This window comes from Stenotrophomonas sp. CASM110 (assembly GCF_049384345.1).
Classification (GTDB): Bacteria; Pseudomonadota; Gammaproteobacteria; order Xanthomonadales; family Xanthomonadaceae; genus Stenotrophomonas; species Stenotrophomonas muris.
The window spans coordinates 82,893-98,351 of the sequence record NZ_JBMRGI010000013.1 but is presented as its reverse complement, the minus strand read 5'-3'; the positions used below and the strand labels follow the sequence as shown (position 1 = coordinate 98,351).

General features: G+C 67.3%; 17 protein-coding genes and 1 pseudogene. 6 read left to right on the top strand and 12 right to left on the bottom strand.

All coding sequences use genetic code 11. The annotated features are described in order from the left end of the window. Positions 1–19: 19 nt before the first annotated feature. Entirely contained in the window at positions 20–340 is a 321-nt protein-coding gene (locus VG561_RS13140) for a hypothetical protein (protein ID WP_164072103.1), read from the top strand. A gap of 9 nt (positions 341–349) precedes the next feature. Here VG561_RS13140 and VG561_RS13135 read toward each other — a convergent pair whose 3' ends face one another. After that, entirely contained in the window at positions 350–1,300 is a 951-nt protein-coding gene (locus VG561_RS13135; RefSeq protein WP_423179662.1) for a DMT family transporter, read from the bottom strand. A 167-nt stretch (positions 1,301–1,467) separates the two neighbouring features. Next, on the bottom strand, positions 1,468–2,163 hold the full coding sequence (locus VG561_RS13130) for a helix-turn-helix transcriptional regulator (protein ID WP_014646939.1): 696 nt from the start codon (positions 2,161–2,163) through the stop codon (positions 1,468–1,470). 103 nt (positions 2,164–2,266) lie between these two features. Here VG561_RS13130 and VG561_RS13125 point away from each other — a divergent pair, with 103 nt between their 5' ends. Further along, entirely contained in the window at positions 2,267–3,073 is an 807-nt protein-coding gene (locus VG561_RS13125) for a DUF6491 family protein (RefSeq protein WP_423179661.1), read from the top strand. Here the strand turns inward: VG561_RS13125 and VG561_RS13120 are convergent. The 3 genes from VG561_RS13120 to VG561_RS13110 all read right to left on the bottom strand — a co-directional run bounded on the left by VG561_RS13120 (position 3,070) and on the right by VG561_RS13110 (position 5,037). After that, positions 3,070–4,122 carry a linear amide C-N hydrolase gene (locus VG561_RS13120; protein ID WP_014646937.1) on the bottom strand — a complete coding sequence of 351 codons (1,053 nt, stop codon included), beginning with the start codon at positions 4,120–4,122 and terminating at the stop codon, positions 3,070–3,072. The genes VG561_RS13125 and VG561_RS13120 overlap by 4 nt on opposite strands. A 67-nt stretch (positions 4,123–4,189) precedes the next feature. Beyond that, positions 4,190–4,603: a DUF6691 family protein gene (locus VG561_RS13115; RefSeq protein ID WP_049440814.1), complete on the bottom strand. Its 414-nt coding sequence runs from the start codon at positions 4,601–4,603 to the stop codon at positions 4,190–4,192. Next, positions 4,600–5,037, bottom strand: coding sequence for a YeeE/YedE family protein (locus VG561_RS13110; protein WP_134808805.1), 438 nt, complete (start codon positions 5,035–5,037; stop codon positions 4,600–4,602). Before VG561_RS13110 ends, VG561_RS13115 begins: the two co-directional genes overlap by 4 nt. 86 nt (positions 5,038–5,123) lie before the next feature. On the opposite strand from VG561_RS13110, the gene VG561_RS13105 reads away from it, so the two are divergent. Then, complete coding sequence (locus tag VG561_RS13105) at positions 5,124–5,447, top strand: ArsR/SmtB family transcription factor (protein ID WP_032957672.1); 324 nt, start codon at positions 5,124–5,126, stop codon at positions 5,445–5,447. A 3-nt stretch (positions 5,448–5,450) separates the two neighbouring features. Here the strand turns inward: VG561_RS13105 and VG561_RS13100 are convergent, their stop codons facing one another. The 5 genes from VG561_RS13100 to VG561_RS13080 all read right to left on the bottom strand — a co-directional run bounded on the left by VG561_RS13100 (position 5,451) and on the right by VG561_RS13080 (position 11,602). Next, entirely contained in the window at positions 5,451–5,879 is a 429-nt protein-coding gene (locus VG561_RS13100; protein WP_049406521.1) for a BLUF domain-containing protein, read from the bottom strand. A gap of 83 nt (positions 5,880–5,962) precedes the next feature. Next, positions 5,963–7,096 carry a hybrid sensor histidine kinase/response regulator gene (locus tag VG561_RS13095; RefSeq protein WP_423179660.1) on the bottom strand — a complete coding sequence of 378 codons (1,134 nt, stop codon included), beginning with the start codon at positions 7,094–7,096 and terminating at the stop codon, positions 5,963–5,965. Then, the gene (locus VG561_RS13090) at positions 7,093–7,668 is read right to left on the bottom strand and encodes a chemotaxis protein CheB (protein WP_046430340.1); all 576 of its coding nucleotides are present in this window, start codon (positions 7,666–7,668) and stop codon (positions 7,093–7,095) included. The genes VG561_RS13095 and VG561_RS13090 overlap by 4 nt, the downstream gene beginning before the upstream one ends. Next, positions 7,668–8,492 (bottom strand): CheR family methyltransferase, encoded by an 825-nt coding sequence (locus VG561_RS13085; protein WP_075076806.1) that lies wholly within the window; start codon positions 8,490–8,492, stop codon positions 7,668–7,670. Before VG561_RS13085 ends, VG561_RS13090 begins: the two co-directional genes overlap by 1 nt. After that, positions 8,489–11,602: a response regulator gene (locus tag VG561_RS13080; RefSeq protein ID WP_423179659.1), complete on the bottom strand. Its 3,114-nt coding sequence runs from the start codon at positions 11,600–11,602 to the stop codon at positions 8,489–8,491. The genes VG561_RS13085 and VG561_RS13080 overlap by 4 nt, the downstream gene beginning before the upstream one ends. Before the next feature lie 151 nt (positions 11,603–11,753). Here VG561_RS13080 and VG561_RS13075 point away from each other — a divergent pair, with 151 nt between their 5' ends. Continuing rightward, entirely contained in the window at positions 11,754–12,917 is a 1,164-nt protein-coding gene (locus tag VG561_RS13075; protein WP_401730139.1) for a two-component system sensor histidine kinase NtrB, read from the top strand. Continuing rightward, positions 12,907–13,266: a response regulator gene (locus VG561_RS13070; protein WP_014646927.1), complete on the top strand. Its 360-nt coding sequence runs from the start codon at positions 12,907–12,909 to the stop codon at positions 13,264–13,266. Before VG561_RS13075 ends, VG561_RS13070 begins: the two co-directional genes overlap by 11 nt. Positions 13,267–13,351: 85 nt before the next feature. Here VG561_RS13070 and VG561_RS13065 read toward each other — a convergent pair. After that, a pseudogene (locus VG561_RS13065) lies at positions 13,352–14,246 on the bottom strand (helix-turn-helix domain-containing protein). A gap of 146 nt (positions 14,247–14,392) precedes the next feature. Here VG561_RS13065 and VG561_RS13060 point away from each other — a divergent pair. Then, positions 14,393–14,953, top strand: coding sequence for a GNAT family N-acetyltransferase (locus tag VG561_RS13060; RefSeq protein ID WP_262224682.1), 561 nt, complete (start codon positions 14,393–14,395; stop codon positions 14,951–14,953). 7 nt (positions 14,954–14,960) lie between these two features. Here VG561_RS13060 and VG561_RS13055 read toward each other — a convergent pair whose 3' ends face one another. Beyond that, positions 14,961–15,425, bottom strand: a complete 465-nt coding sequence (locus tag VG561_RS13055; RefSeq protein WP_180835432.1) for a GNAT family N-acetyltransferase — start codon at positions 15,423–15,425, stop codon at positions 14,961–14,963. Between the last annotated feature and the right edge of the window lie 34 nt (positions 15,426–15,459).

Sequence of the window (15,459 nt, the reverse complement as noted above, 5' to 3'; positions counted from 1 at the left end):
CGGTAGGAGGCCCCGTCGCATGCAGGTGTCGAGTTTCCCCGCCACCTGGATGGTGCGGGGCCGTGGTTTTCGGGAGTTACACGAAGACGACGGGCCGCACCAGGGCAGTGGTGACGGTGGTGGTGGTAATGGTGGTGGTGGCGACCGGCGCAGTCGGACGGCCCGCAATGGCGGGGGCGATCAGGCTGGCGTGGGCGGCATCAAGGACCATGACGCACAGAAAACACTGTGCGCCGGTCCGCTGTCAAGTGCTGCGATGCAAAAAATCATTGCGGCGATCATCGGCCAACGTGCCGGCATTTGGTTGCATCTGAGACCAAGCCGGCATCAGCACGCTTGACGCCCACATTCAGCCTGCATGTTCGGCGATCGCCCGTGGCGAGCGATGGGCATGCGCGCACAGCATCACGCCGGCCACCAGGAACACGATCGCCAGCGCCTCCAGCAGCGAGGGCCAGCGCTGCTGCCAGGCGAAGGCATACGCCAGCGCGAACAGCGTCTCGAACACGATCATCTGCCCGGTCAGGGTCAATGGCAACAGGCGGCTGGCACGGTTCCAGAACGCGTTGCCGAGGATCGAGGCCACCACTGCCACGCCGGCGCTGATCGCCCAGAAGCCACTCCACTGCGCCGCGGTGTGGGTACCGCTGTGGCCGATGAAGGCCATCGGCACCAGCAGCAGGGCCAGGCCGCCAGTGGTGACGCCGGTCAGAAACGACCAGTCGTGGCTGGACAGGTCCGGCCGGCGCGCCAGCCAACGACTGTTGCCGATCGAGTACAGCGCCCACGAGAACAGCGCACCGAACGCACAGAGCAGGCCAATCAGGCGCTGCCGCCACGGTGTTGCGAGGTGTTCGGACATCAATGCTTCCCAGCCCACCAGCGCCACGCCGAGCACGCACAGGCCCAGCGCCGGCAGCAGCTGCTTCAACGGCACCGCGCTCTGCTCGCGCACGCCAACCACAGTGACCACCACCGGAATCAGGCCGACAATCAATGACGCCGCCGCGCCACCGGCCCACTGCACCGCCGTGGCCAGCAGCAGGAAGTACACCAGGTTGCCGGCCAGGCTCAGCCACAGCAGCCCGAACCATTCGGCGCGGCCCAGCCGCGGTGCCAGCCGCTTCCAGCGCGGCAGCAGCAGAGCGATGGCAATCAGGCCATAGACCAGGTAGCGACCGGCGGACAGTTGCAGGGCATTGAACGACTGCAGCACGGCGGGCGCGAGAAAGACCACGCCCCACAGCGCGCCAGCGGCAACGCCATTGGCGATGCCCAGGGCCATCGGGTTGTTGCGCATTCGGGTTCTTCGGGGGAAGAGAACGGGCCGCGCAGTGTAAGCGCTGGCCAGCGGGCGCTCTTGACCGAGGCTATTGCCTTGTCATCTCTGTAGAGCCGAGCCAATGCTCGGCTGCGATTGGCCGCTGTGCAGATAAGGGCAGCCGAGCGTGGGCTCGGCTCTACAGGTCAGATGGCGCCCCTGCGCCAGGCGGCCGGCGTCTGCCCGCACTCACGACGCAGCGCACGGGTCAGTGCACTCTGCTCGGAATAGCCTGCCGCCAGCGCGATATCGCTGATCGGCGCCGCACTGGTACGCAGCTGGTGCTTGGCCCAACGCAACCGGCTTGCACTGAGCCAGGCCTGCGGGCTCAGCCCGAACTCCCGCTGGAACAGCGCATGCAACCGGCTTTCGCTGACGCCGACGAAGGCGGCCATGCGTGCTACCGGCCACGCCTGGCCAGGATCAACCTGCACCGCCGCGCACAGGCCCTGCAGGCGCGCACCACTGCCCGCCGGTGCGAACACCTGGAGCAGTTGCGGCAACAGGGCCGGCAGTGCCTGGCCCTCACACACCTGCGCCAGGCGCTGTCGCAGCGCCAGTGGCAGATGCAGCCAGCGCTGGCGGCACAGGTGTTCCTGGGTACCGTCATCGAGCACACCCGGGGGGCAGTCGACGATCACGAAAGCATTCGGGCCATCGGCCATCTGGTCGTGTGCTTCGCCAGCCGCGACGAAGGCCCCCTGCAGCAGGTCCAGGCGACCACCGCGGCCTTGCATCTCGAACTGCAGTTCGCCCTGCAGCGGCAGCACCCACTGCGCGTAGTCATGGCGGTCCAGGCCGGTGGCCTGGCCGTAGTGCCGCAGATGGAAGATCGCGCCCATATGACGAGTGTGCGCGTGCTGGCATTTCCCTGCAACGCGGCCCCGGCACCGGCCATGCTATGTTCCAGCCAGTTACAGACGCAGGGATGGCAGGATGAACAGCATGATCCGATTGCTTCCGCTGGCACTAGCCAGCGCCTTACCCCTGGCCGCCCTGGCCCAGGCGCCATCCGCGCCATCGGCCGCCGAGCGCATCGCACCTGCACCGCACTGCCTGGACGCACGTGACGTACGCCAGGTCGAGCAGGAGACACCGACCGCCATCGCGGTCCGTGACGGCAGGGGCCAGGCCTTCCGCATCGACTTCAGCGCAGCCTGCCCGGGTGTCAACGAAGCCAGCACACTGCGGCTGGAGGCGCCTTCGGGCTGGGCCTGCGGCCGCCCCAGTGAACAGGTGATGGTGGATGGCCGCCGCTGCGGCGTCGGCAGTGTCACCCCCATCGACAACCGGGAGTTCGCCAGCACCGCTCGCCAGAGCAGCCGCCTGTACGCGGCCACCCTGCCGCCGGTGAACGTGACCGCCACAGGCAAGCCCAGCCGTGGCGGCAGCAGCCCGCGCCATACCTTCCAGGCCTCGCCAGCGTTCTGCTTCGCCACCCGCCATGTGCGCAGCTGGAACGAGGATCCGCAAGGCGTGGTGGTGGAGACCAATCCGCGCCGCAATGGCGGCAATCGCTACTACCGCGTCGAACTGGCCGGCAGCTGCTCGATCCTGGCCGGGGCGACCTCGGTGGAATTCCAGTCCGGTTTCCAGAACGGCCTGATCTGTGGCAATCCGGGCGATCGCATCGTGGAGACGCCGTCCGGAATCCCCGGCGACATGCGCGCCAGCACGCCGCGCTTCGCCCGCCCGGGCTGCAGCGTGCTGGCGGTCTATCCGAAGAACGCGCCGGACCAGGCCTCGCGCTAGCCGTCCACGCCGAGGAAGGCGAACGGTGCACTGGGTACGAAGTGACCCAATGCATCGCCGGCGAACGTGTTGCGCTGGTCCTTGCCAAGGTCGAGCTTGAGCACCTGGCCGCCGAAATCGACCTTGTTCAGATCGATCCAGAAGGTGTTGGGGGTCAGCGCCGATTCGAAGAAGTACAACCGCCGCTTGTGGTCGGCCACCGTGCGCCAGCGCGTCGATGAGATGTTCGGCTCGCCCGGCGTGGTGATGCCATACGGCACCGACGCATTGCGGATCACGCTGAACACGCTGGCCAGCGCTTCCACCGGGTCCTCGGCCTTGGGAATGGCATTGATGTAGAACGACGCACGCGCGAAGCGGTCGGACGAGCGGTTGGTACCTGGCAGCATCACCGTGCCACCGATCTGCTGCCAGTAGCTGTTGAGTGCCAGCTGCTGCTCGAAGATCGGCGAGTTGGTCATCACCTGGTAGCGCCGGTCATGGTGGATCACCTGGCGCCCCCCGATGTACTCGACGATGGCACTGTCGCCGCTCGCGTCGGACAGCGACAGATGCAGCGTTGCCTGGCGGTCCTCGCCCGGCACCTTGTCGGTGACGATCGAGTACGGCTCACGCTTCAGCGCCGCCACCGCCTCGTCCACGGTCGCGAAATTGTCCAGCACATACTGCGCCCACAGCGAAATCGCCAGTCCCGGCTTGTTGCCGCGCTGCTGCGGATACTCCGATTCGACCAGCCACAGCAGGTTGGCCACCAGGCCCTTCTCGTTCATGCCATCGGTGGTCGACACGTCGTAGCCGGTGGCCACCACCGAACCATAGCGCGCTGTCCAGGCCAGCGACTTCGGTCCGGCCTGGCCGGTGCGCGCGATGCCGCGCGGCAGCACATAGAGGTTGGTCGCCACGTCGACCTTCCAGTCCATCGAGCGTGCGGTGATCACATCACCGTTGTCACCCAGGTACACCGCGCGCGTGCAGGCCAGCGCCGGTGCCACCGCAGCGGCCAGTGCGACCGCCAGCATTGCCCTGCCCGTCCACTTCATCCGTACCATGTCGTTGTGCTCCTTTCCCCGTGAACCCCGGATCTGACCGCACGCAGGGTGACACAGGGGTGAAGCCTCAGCGTACGACCCGATCGTGCAGCCAGAAACCTGCAAGCATTGCAGGCACGAACCACAGCGCTTCACGCGATGCGACTGCCAGCCCGGCGATGGCCGGTCCCGGGCAATAGCCAGCCCATCCCCAGCCGATACCGAACAGAGCGGCACCCAGGAGCAGGCGCGCATCGACATCACGCGCACTGGGCAGCTGGAAGCGCACCGCGAACCACGGCTGCGCGCGGCGCAGCACCCAGCGCTGGCCGACCGCACTGACCAGCAGCGCCGCGCCCAGCACCCACACCAGGGTGGGATCGAAATCACCTGCAATGTCGAGGAAGCCGAGCACACGGCGCGCGTCGGTCATCCCCGAAAGCGCCAGCCCCGCACCGAACAGCGCACCCGCCGCTGCCGCGGCCCCTGTCGCGCGGCTCATGCCGGGCCTCCGCCGTGGCGGATGAGGAACGTCGTCAGCATCGCGCAGGCCATGAACACCAGCACCGCCAGCAGCGAGCGCTTCGAGCCGCGAGCCATGCCACAGACGCCGTGACCACTGGTACAGCCACTGCCCAAGCGGGTGCCGAAGCCCACCAGCAGGCCGGCGCCGATCAACTGCCAGGCAGGCAAGGCATCGCGCAACTGTACCCGCGGCAACGCTTCGGGCAGCGACTGCCACCACAGCACCAGCCCGGCCGCCGCGAGCAGGCCAGACAGGAAGGCCCAGCGCCATCCGCGCTCGCCTTCCGCTGCGCGCAGGCTGCCTGCGGCGATCCCGCTGATACCGGCCACACGCCCGAGGGTGGCGAGCAACAGCACTGCGGCGGCGCCGATCAACCCACCGCCGGCTACCGCAGTCCACGGCAGGTTCATGCCCCGCCCTCATTCACGCCCTTCATGGGATTGCCCTTTTATTTAGATTTATCTAAATTAGACACGTCTAAACAAAAAGGTCAACCATGCCCAGCACCCCGCTCGACAGTGCCGCGATGGCCAAGCACGCCGCGCAGGCCGCTGCCCTGCTCAAGCGCCTGGCCCATCCTGCCCGCTTGCGCGTGCTGTGCCGCCTGGTCGAAGGCGAAGCGCCGGTACCGGAGCTGCAGGCGCTGACCGGATTGAGTGCGTCCGCGCTGTCGCAGCACCTGGCTGTGCTGCGCGATATGGACATCGTGGCGACCCGGCGCGAAGCACAGGCCATCCACTACCGCATGCAGGAAGGGCCCGCATTGGGCGTGCTGCAGGCGCTGCATGCCGCCTATTGCGGCGGCGGCACCTCGGGCTGACGCTCAGCCGGCGTGCAGTGCTGGCTGCACAACGTTGTCGAGCAGGTCCACCGGCGTCGGCGCGGAGCGATCACCCTGCAGCGTACGGGTAAAGCCCGACCAGTCACAGGATGACAGCTGGCGCAACAGCGCCTCCTCCACCGGCAGCGCGCGCATCGACCAGTACGGAAACTGGCGCTGGCCCAGGCGGCCGCGCGCCAGTTCAATGATGTCGATATGGCTGCCGGCCTGCAGGATGCGTTCGTAGACCGAACCGATGCCATCCGGCGGCCCTTCGATGTACTGCAGGAAACGCCCGCCGTCGTGCAGCAGCACGCCGGTCACGCCGGCCATCTTGTTGAAGCGGGCCGCATCGTCGACCAGCGCCTGCAGCCGTCGAGCGGAGAGATCCGGCAGCGCCCGGCTGACATAGGCGATCGCACGCAGTGGCATGGTGCTTCCTTGGCAATATCTGCCGCCACGGTAGCAGTTGCGGACGAGCCCGTCTCAGATCCACGCGTCGCTTGCTGAAGGATTCAGCTGGCCGCCGTTGCCGGGCCTTCAGAGCGCCGTGGCAGCGTCGCCTCGAACACCACCTGCCCCGCCTCGTTGCGCGCGCCGATGTGGCCGCCGTGCGCGCGGACGAACTGATCAACGATGTACAGGCCCAGCCCCAGGCCATTGCTGGGGTGGAAACTGGCCTTGAACGGCTCGAACAATCGCGGCAGCAGCGCGTCGTCGATCCGCCCGGCGTTGCTTACCCGCAGCAGCACGCTGCGCGGATCGCGGCCGTCCACCTCCACCCTCGCCTCGCTGCCATGGGTAAGCGCGTTGCCGACCAGGTTCGCGGCGACCTGGCCAAGCCGATCCAGATCACCCTGCAGGCGGGTATCGCCCTGCATGTCGAGATGCACCCGTGCGTGGCCGTGGGCGCTGCCCGCTTCGGCCACCACGGCACGCGTCACCTCCGCAAGATCGCAGGCACTTGCCTGCAGGCGCAGGCCGCCGCTGCGGATCCGCGAGAAGTCCAGCAGCTGCTCGACCATCCGCGCCATGCGCAGGGTGCTGGCTTCCAGGTGCTTCAGGGTCTGCTGCGCACCGGCATTGTCCTCTGGAAGCTCCAGCGCCAGCTTGTCGGCACACAGCAGGATCGCCGACAGCGGCGTGCGCAGGTCATGGGTGAGCACGGCCGCCATCGTCTCGTTGAGCTTGAGCGAACGTTCCAGCGCCTCGTTGCGCGCCTTCAGCAGCTGGCGCTGCTGGTAGAGCTCGATGAAGACGTTGACCTTGCTCAGGATCACCTGCGGTGCGACCGGCTTGTGCAGGAAATCGACCGCACCGGTTTCGTAGCCCTTGAAGGCACGCACCGGGTCATCCGGCGAGGCGGTCAGGAAGATGATCGGCACATCGCGGCTGCGGTGCGAACCGCGCATCAGCTCGGCCAGGGTGAAACCATCGATCTCCGGCATGTGCACATCCAGCAATGCCAGCGCCACCTCGTGCTCCAGCAGCAGCTCCAGCGCCTGCGCACCCGAGCCCGCAAGCAGCAGGTTCACGCCCTCGCGCTGCAGCAGCGCCTGCATGGCTACCAGGTTCTGCGGCACGTCATCGACGATCAGCAGGTTGACCGGGGTCTGCGACTGCGCAGGGTCCGGTGGCAACAGGTTCATGCAAACAACTCCTTCAGGCGACGGCACATCAGTTCAAGGGGCAGCACGGCATCGGCGCCAGCGTGCTGCAGGGCGGAGGCCGGCATCATCGATGCCTCGGCCTCCTCGGGACATTGCAGCCAGGCGCGGCCACCAGCGGCGCGCACGGCGGCCACGCCTTCGCTGCCATCACTGCTGGCACCGGTCAGCAGCAGGGCCAGCACCTGCGCGCCGAACACCGCTGCCGCCGACTCGAACAGCGGATCGATGGCCGGGCGAGAAAACAGCACCGGGGCGTCCACCGACAGCGCCAGCGAACCGGCGTCTTCCACCAGCAGGTGATAGTCCGGTGGCGCAAAGGTCACCGTGCCAGGCTGCAGCGGCTGCTTGTCTTCGGCCTCGCGCACCGGCAGCGCGCAGTACGGCGCCAGCACTTCGGCGATGCGGCTGCTGCGATCGCGTGGCAGGTGCAGCACTGCCAGCACCGGCGCCGGCAGTGCCGCAGGCAGCGCGCCAAGCACCGTCTGCAGCGCTGCGACCCCACCCGCAGAGGCCCCGATCACCAGCACGGCCGGTCGTATCGGCAGGCTCATCAGGCGACTTTCCGGTACAGGCGATGCTCGCGCGAACAGACCTCGAACGCACCGTGGTGGCGCCCGAACTGCAGCGACTCCTTGCTGCCCAGGCCAAGGAAGCCGCGATGCACCAGCGCATCACGGAACAGGCCCACCGCGCGATCCTGCAGGTCGCGGTTGAAATAGATCAGCACGTTGCGGCACGACACCAGGTGCACTTCGGAGAACACGGTGTCGGTGGCCAGGCTGTGGTCGGCGAACACCACGTTGCGGCGCAGCTGGCGGTTGAACACCGCGCCATCGTAGGCCGTGGCGTAGTAGTCGGAGAGCGAAGCGGTGCCGCCGGCCGCCAGGTAGTTGCGGCTGAACTGGGCCATGCGGTCGATGCCATAGGCGCCGGCTTCGGCGGTGGCCAGCGCTGCCGGATTGATGTCGGTGGCGTAAACGATGCTGCGCTCGAGCAGGTCTTCCTCGTGCAGCAGGATCGCCAGTGACCACACTTCCTCGCCCGTACTGCAGCCAGCCACCCACAGCTTCACCGAGGGATAGGTGCGCAGCACCGGCACCACCTGCTCGCGCAGCTCACGGAAATAGGCCGGGTCACGGAACATCTCCGACACCTGCACTGTGAAGAACTGCATCGCCTGCGCGAACAGGTCCGGCTCGTGCAGCAGGCGGTGCTGCAGGTCGGCCAGCCGCTCGCACTCGTAGCGCTGCATGGCCTGGCGGATGCGCCGCCGCAGCGACGATACCGCGTAGCTGCGGAAGTCGTAGTGGTAGCGCTGGTACAGCGCTTCCAGCAGCACCTTCAGTTCCAGGTCGAACAGCGCCTGCTCGTTCATTGCCGCGAGCACCAGACACGGCACAGCGAGACCAGCTTGTCGACATCGATGGGCTTGGCGATGTAATCGTTGGCACCGGCCTGCAGGCATCGCTCACGGTCGTCCGGCATGGCCTTGGCGGTCAGCGCGATGATCGGCAGGTCCTGCAGGTGGCGCTGCGCGCGGATCTCGCGCATCGCGGCCAGCCCATCCTTCTCCGGCATCATGATGTCCATCAGCACCAGATCGACCTCGCGCTCGGCCAGGCGATCCACCGCTTCCTGGCCATTGCGCGCGATCTCCAGCGTGACGCCGAGCGGTTCGAGCACGCTGGACAGCGCGAAGATGTTGCGGACATCGTCTTCGGCCAGCAGCACGGTACGGCCATCGAGCACGGTGTCGCGACGGCGCGCTTCGCGCAGCAGGCGCTGCTGGTCGGTCGGCAGGCTGGCCTCGACGCTGTGCAGGAACAGGGTCACTTCATCCAGCAGGCGTTCCGGCGAACGCGCACCCTTGATGATGATGCTCTTGGAATAGCGGCGCAGGCGCTGCTCTTCCTCGCGGCTGAGCGCGCGGCCGGTATAGACGATCACCGGCGGGAAACCGACCTCATCGTTGCCGGCCATGTGTTCAAGCAGGTCGTAGCCGCTGCCGTCGGGCAGCGACAGGTCCATCACCATGCAGTCGAACGTGACCGTGCTGAGCTGTTCCAGTGCATCGGCCAGGGTGCCCACCGCGACGATCTGCAGCTGGTCGCGGCCCAGCAGCAGTTCCAGGTTGCTGCGCAGCTCGCTGTCGTCCTCGACGATCAGCAGGCGCCGCACGTCGCGCTGGCTGGTCTGTTCCAGCTGCTCGATGGCCGTCACCAGCCGCTCGCGCGTGGTCGGCTTGATCGCGAAGCCGATCGCGCCCAGCTCGCGCGCCACCTGGCTGCGGTCCGTTGCCGAGACCACATGCACCGGGATGTGCCGGGTTTCGGGGTTGCGCTTCAGGCGCTCCAGCACGCTCAGGCCCGACACGTCCGGCAGGCCGATATCAAGCAGGATGCCGTTCGGACGCAGCTCACTGGCGAGCGTCAGCGCTTCTTCCGCCGTACCCGCCACCACGCAGTCGAAGTCCAGTTCATGGGCCAGGGCCACCAGTGCCTCGGCGAACGTGGCATCGTCCTCGACCGCCAGGATCAGGCGCCCGGCGCGCTGGCGGCGGCCGCGGTCGTCGGCCACGCCGGCCGACGCAGTGGCCGGCGCCGACGCAGTGGCAGCGCGCACCGGCGCCGGCGGCAGCACGGCCGGTGTCCGTGCCGGCGCCGGCACTGCCACGGGGGCCTCGGCAGCCTCGGCTGCGCTCGCCGCGGGGGCGCCCTGCAATGGCAGCTCCAGGATGAAGCAGCTGCCGCGCCCGGGCTCGCTGTCGACCTGGATCTGGCCGCCCATGCGCTCGGCCAGATCGCGCGAGATCGACAGGCCCAGGCCGGTACCGCCGTAGCGACGGCGGGTGCTGCCGTCGGCCTGGCGGAAGGCTTCAAAGATGACGTCCAGCTGCTCGCGGGCGATGCCGATGCCGGTGTCGCACACCTCGAACCGGATGCGGCCGTTGCCGGCCGCACGCACGTGCAGGCTGACCTTTCCGTGCTCGGTGAACTTCACCGCGTTGGCCAGCAGGTTCTTCAGGATCTGCTGCAGCCGCTGGCTGTCGACCACCAGCTGGCTCGGTGCCAGCGCATCGGCTTCGATCTGCAGGGCCAGGCCCTTCTGCCGCGCCATCGGCTCGAAGGTCTCGCGCAGGCGCTGCAGCGCGCTGTCGACCACCACCACTTCATCGGACAGTTCGACATGGCCGGCCTCGATGCGCGACAGGTCGAGGATGTCGTTGATCAGTGCCAACAGATCGTTGTTGGACGAAAGGATCGCACGGGCGTACTTCACCTGTTCCTCGGTGAGCGTGCCGTCCTTGTTGTCGGCCAGCAGCTTGGCCAGGATCAGCGAGCTGTTCAGCGGCGTGCGCAGTTCGTGCGACATGTTGGCCAGGAACTCGGACTTGTAGCGCGATGTCGCGGCCAGTTCGTTGCTGTTGCGCACCAGCTGGCTCTGCGCGACCAGCAGCGCCTGCTTCTGCGCCTCCAGCTCGTGGGTGCGCTCTTCCAGCTGCACGTTGCTCTGTTCCAGCTCGGCCTGCTGTTCTTCCAGGTGGCTCTGCGACTGCAGCAGGCTGCGGCTCTGCTCTTCCAGTTCCTCGTTGGCCACGCGCAGCTCTTCCTGCTGGGCCTGCAGCTCCTCGCCCTGGCGCTGCGACTCTTCCAGCAGCACCACCAGTTGCGCACGCAACAGCGATGCGCGCAGCGCCATGCCGATGGTCTCGGCACAGCGCTCCAGCAGCTCGCGATCCAGATCACGCTGTTCACCGACCCGGGCGCGGCCCAGTTCGATGATGCCGACCACGGCACCATCGCTGCTGAGCGGCGCCAGGATGCGCTCGCGCACCGGCAGCCGGCCCAGGCTGGTCTGCAGTTCAAGCACGGCGGCATCGTCGCCATGCAGGTGGCGGATCCGTTCATCACGAGCGACCTGCCCGGCCAGCCCTTCGTGCAGGGCCAGCGAGGCCGGCGCGCCCGAAGGCAGCGCCATGCCACCGGTCAGCTGCAGCCGTCCGCCTTCCAGCCGATAGACCGCACCGACCTCCGCGTCCAGCTGCCCGGCCAGGCTCGTCGCAGCCGCCTCGGCGATCTGCTCCGGCCCCAGGTCACCGCGCAGGCTCGACGCCACCGCGTTCTCGGCCTCCTGCAGCCAGAGCGCGCGCATGGCCTGGCGGCGGGCCTGGATGGCGCGCGAGACGATCAGCGCGATCATCAGGAAGGCGCAGCCACCGATGGTGCGGTTGACGAACGAGAACGACGAGTTGTTGCTGGCGGGCGCCACGTTGAAGCCGATCACCAGCAGGACACAGGCGATCATCGCGACCACGAACGGCGCGCGCGCACTGCGCTGGAACACCGTGACGCCCACGGCCAGGAAATAGGCCAGCCAGACCGCGTATCCCAGCGGTACCACCAGTTCCAGCGCGATGGTCGCCGCCAGCAATACGGCAGAGGTCATCCAGATCCAGCGGTCACGCGTAGTCGCACCAGGACGCATGCAGGTCGGTTCCAGAAGGCAAAGGGTGGAAGATGGTACTCCGTGTCGCATTCAGCCGCACAGGACAAATGGCACGTGTCAGGTGTGCACGCATCCTTCACACTTGAATGCCTAGCTTCACGTCCCTCACAGGGGTAACACTTATCTACACGTGGACGCAGCTGCCTCTACGACGTCCGTGCTGACGGACCCTTCCCGACAACTGCGATTGCTGATCGACAGCGTGCGCGACCATGCGCTGTACCTGCTTGATCCTGAAGGCATCGTCTGCAGCTGGAACCCGGGCGCCGAGCGCATCAAGGGCTATTCAGCCGATGAAGTGGTGGGTACGCACTTCGGTCGCTTCTACCTGGCCACCGAGCGCGAGGCCGGCGAACCGCAGCGCCTGCTCCGCCTCGCGGCGCAGCAGGGCCATGTTGCCAGCGAGGGCTGGCGGGTACGCCGCGACGGCTCCTCGTTCCGCGCCAGCGTGGTCATCGAGCCGGTCGTCGAAGCGGGCGAACTGCTTGGCTTCGTCAAGATCACCCGTGACATCACCGAGCAATGGCAGGCACAGCGACTGCTGCGCGATGCCCAGCGTGCGCTGCGCAACACCCAGCAGTTCGAGACGGTCGGCCGGCTCAGCCGCGGCCTGTCGCACGAGTTCAACAACCTGCTGACCACCATCGGCAACGCACTGGACCTGCTGTCGCTACGCGTCCGCGGTGACGATGCACGCGCCGCTGAGCTGCTGGACGCTGCGCAGGCGGCCACCGACCGCGGCGCCCTGCTGACCCGCCAGCTGCTGGCCTTCAGCACGGGCCAGACCCTGATCCGCGAACCGCTGGACATCAACACGCTGGTACAGCAATGGCTGCCGGGCCTGCAGCGCGCCTGCCCACCCACGGTGACGCTGGACGCCTGCCTCACGCCGGGCCTGCCGCAGGTGTGCACCGACGCGATGCAGCTGCAGGCTGCCCTGGCCAACCTGGTGGCAAATGCCGTGGAGGCCACCATCGATGGCGGGCGCATCCTGATCGGCACCGCGCTGGAACATCGGCTCGACCCGGATGCGGACACTACGCTGCAACGCGGCTATGTCACCCTCAGCGTCTGTGACGAAGGCCATGGCATGGCGGCCGACATCGCCGAGCGCGCCAGCGAGCCCTTCTTCACCACCAAGGACATCGGCAAGGGCAGCGGCTTGGGCCTGAGCCAGGTGTTCGGATTCACTACCCAGAGCGGCGGCTTCGTCGATGTGTCCACCACGCCCGGTGTCGGCACGACGGTAAGCCTGCTGTTACCCGCATCAGAGGAAGCAACCCATGACCGATGAACCGATCCGCGTACTGATGGTGGAGGACCAGAACGATCTGCGCGAGATGATCGGCCTGGCCCTGCGCGATTTCGGCATCGAGGTCGCCACCACCGCCGATGGCCACGAGGCGGCGGAGCTGCTCAAGGGCGAGGCGCGTTTTGACGTGGTGTTCAGCGATGTCAGCATGCCCAACGGCATGTCCGGCATCGAACTGAGCGAGCACGTCGCCCGCGAACAGCCGCAGGCACGCATGATCCTGTCCTCCGGCTATGCGCGCTCGCAGCTGCCGCCGCTGCCGGAGCAGGTGGAGTTCCTGCCCAAGCCCTATCGCCTGCGCCAGCTGGTTGAGCTGTTGAAGCAGGATTGACCTTTCGCCAGGCCTGGCGAAGCCGATCTGCGGGTGCTGGGGCCCTACCGCCGCGACTGCGTGGTCGAACGCGTGCTCGGCGGGGTTACCGAGGATCTGCTGCCCGAAGTGCCGGCACCGCTGTTCGCATCCCACTAGCGCCGCCCTGCCCTCGCACGGCGGTAGCCGGTCAGCGACTGCCCGGTGTGCCGCCGGAAGTAGCGGCACAGGTAGGACGCATCCTCGAAGCACAATCGCTCGGCGATGCGCCCGATCGGCAGCTCGCTGTAGCTCAGCAGCGCCTTGATCTCCAGCACCACCTGGCGGTCGATCAACGCCTTGGGTGTTTCATCGAAGCACTCGCGGGTCAGCTGTGAAAGATAGAACGGCGTGATGCACAACGCATCGGCATAAGACTGCACGTCGCGCTGGCGGGTACTGCGCTGGCCGACCAGTTCCCAGAAATTCCAGGCCAGGCGCTCGCGCCGGCTGACCGACGCTGCGGCCCCCTTCTGTGCCGGCAACAGCGTGGCGAATTTCAGGAAAAAGGTCTGCAGTAGATTGCGCAGCATCACGTGCCGATAGCGGCCCCCAGTATGTTGCGCGTCCATCAGCTGCTGCAGCCAGCCCTGCAGGAGCGGCACCTCCAGCGGCGACGGCACGCAATGGGGATGCTCATGCAGGAACTTGAACAGCGCGTTGGGCAGTACGTAGGCCACCTCCGAAGCCAGCGCCTTCGGCATCAGGCAGACCACCGCCAGGAAGCCTCGCGATCGCTTCCGCAGCAGCGCCAGCGTGTCCTCGGCCAGCACCAGCACGTCGTGCCGCTGCACCGCCACCTCACGGAAGTTCAGTGCGAAGCGCGCACGCCCGGACACGCACACCAGTACCGCCAGATACGCGTGCCCGAACGACAGCGGAACCCCCTGCCCCTCGGCCAGCGTACTGACCTCCAGGCGCATCGATTCGTCCTGATCCAGAAGCTGGGGTATGCGGTCCATTGGCCGATCCGGCTGCATTCCGGGGCACAGCATACCTGCGCCAACGAGGCAGTTGTGAAAAGTACCGAAAACATCAAGGTCCCGCCCTGTGCCGGTAACGCGGCACGGCCTAGCCTGTGCGCTCTCTTCCTGCCCCTGGAACGGCCATGCCGCTGCATACCGAACGCTTGATCCTGCGCCCCTGGCGCGACACCGACGCCGCCGACCTGTACGAATACGCCCGCGACCTGCGCGTCGGGCCCATCGCCGGATGGCCAGCCCACACCAGCATCGAGGAAAGTACCGAGATCATCCGCACCGTGTTCAACCGTCCGGAGGTCTATGCGCTGCAGAGCCGCGAAGATGGCCGCGCCATCGGCTGTGTCGGCATCCTGATCGGTGCCGACAGCAACTTCGAGATCGGCGAACGCGAAGGCGAGATCGCCTACTGGATCGGCGTACCGTACTGGGGGCGCGGCCTGGTGCCCGAAGCAGTGCGCGAAGTGATGCGGCACGCCTTCCTCGGCCTGCGCCTGGACGCACTGTGGTGCGGCTACTTCGCCGACAACCTGCAGTCCCTGAGCGTACAGAGCAAATGCGGTTTCCAGCATCACCATACCGAAGTGAACAAGTTCAACAGCTTCCTCGGCGACTACCGCACCGAACACATCAGCCGCATCAACCGCGATCAATGGCAGGCGCAACAGGCTTCCGCGCTGCGCGCGTGATCACCACTCAGCCGGCACGGTGCTGCATGAACAGCAGTTCCGGTGTCGAAGCGTCTTCCATCGGCTGAAAGCCCAGGTCGCGGTACAGGGTCACCGCCGCGACGTTGTCACGATAGACACGCAGGGTCAGCCGCTCCGCCCCGGGCGACTGCAACGCCTGCGCCATCAGCGCCTGCATCAGTACACGTCCCAGTCCACGCCCGCGTGCCCGCGGCGAAACGATGATGCGGCCCAGGTGCAGCGTGCCGGAGGTCGTTGGCCAGTACTGGCCGAAACCAAGGCAGTGGCCATGCGCATCCAGCAGCACCCAACCCGGGCGCTGCTGCAGTTGCAGTGCGTGCGCGAATGCGTCCGGCACGAGCGGATACGCCACGCCGGGACCGGCCCAGCGCCGGGTTGCGCTGGCCGACTCCAGCCACGCGCCGATGGCGGCGTAGTGCGGAGGCTGCACGGGGCGAAGGTACTCAGTCATGGCGTGCGCGCAAGGAAGGATGGCCGCCATGGTG

Coding starts and splice junctions, on each gene's coding strand:
- VG561_RS13140 (WP_164072103.1), top strand. CDS start 20: ATGCAGGTGTCGAGTTTCCCCGCCACCTGGATGGTGCGGGGCCGTGGT.
- VG561_RS13135 (WP_423179662.1), bottom strand. CDS start 1,300: ATGCGCAACAACCCGATGGCCCTGGGCATCGCCAATGGCGTTGCCGCT.
- VG561_RS13130 (WP_014646939.1), bottom strand. CDS start 2,163: ATGGGCGCGATCTTCCATCTGCGGCACTACGGCCAGGCCACCGGCCTG.
- VG561_RS13125 (WP_423179661.1), top strand. CDS start 2,267: ATGATCCGATTGCTTCCGCTGGCACTAGCCAGCGCCTTACCCCTGGCC.
- VG561_RS13120 (WP_014646937.1), bottom strand. CDS start 4,122: ATGGTACGGATGAAGTGGACGGGCAGGGCAATGCTGGCGGTCGCACTG.
- VG561_RS13115 (WP_049440814.1), bottom strand. CDS start 4,603: ATGAGCCGCGCGACAGGGGCCGCGGCAGCGGCGGGTGCGCTGTTCGGT.
- VG561_RS13110 (WP_134808805.1), bottom strand. CDS start 5,037: ATGAACCTGCCGTGGACTGCGGTAGCCGGCGGTGGGTTGATCGGCGCC.
- VG561_RS13105 (WP_032957672.1), top strand. CDS start 5,124: ATGCCCAGCACCCCGCTCGACAGTGCCGCGATGGCCAAGCACGCCGCG.
- VG561_RS13100 (WP_049406521.1), bottom strand. CDS start 5,879: ATGCCACTGCGTGCGATCGCCTATGTCAGCCGGGCGCTGCCGGATCTC.
- VG561_RS13095 (WP_423179660.1), bottom strand. CDS start 7,096: ATGAACCTGTTGCCACCGGACCCTGCGCAGTCGCAGACCCCGGTCAAC.
- VG561_RS13090 (WP_046430340.1), bottom strand. CDS start 7,668: ATGAGCCTGCCGATACGACCGGCCGTGCTGGTGATCGGGGCCTCTGCG.
- VG561_RS13085 (WP_075076806.1), bottom strand. CDS start 8,492: ATGAACGAGCAGGCGCTGTTCGACCTGGAACTGAAGGTGCTGCTGGAA.
- VG561_RS13080 (WP_423179659.1), bottom strand. CDS start 11,602: ATGCGTCCTGGTGCGACTACGCGTGACCGCTGGATCTGGATGACCTCT.
- VG561_RS13070 (WP_014646927.1), top strand. CDS start 12,907: ATGACCGATGAACCGATCCGCGTACTGATGGTGGAGGACCAGAACGAT.
- VG561_RS13060 (WP_262224682.1), top strand. CDS start 14,393: ATGCCGCTGCATACCGAACGCTTGATCCTGCGCCCCTGGCGCGACACC.
- VG561_RS13055 (WP_180835432.1), bottom strand. CDS start 15,425: ATGACTGAGTACCTTCGCCCCGTGCAGCCTCCGCACTACGCCGCCATC.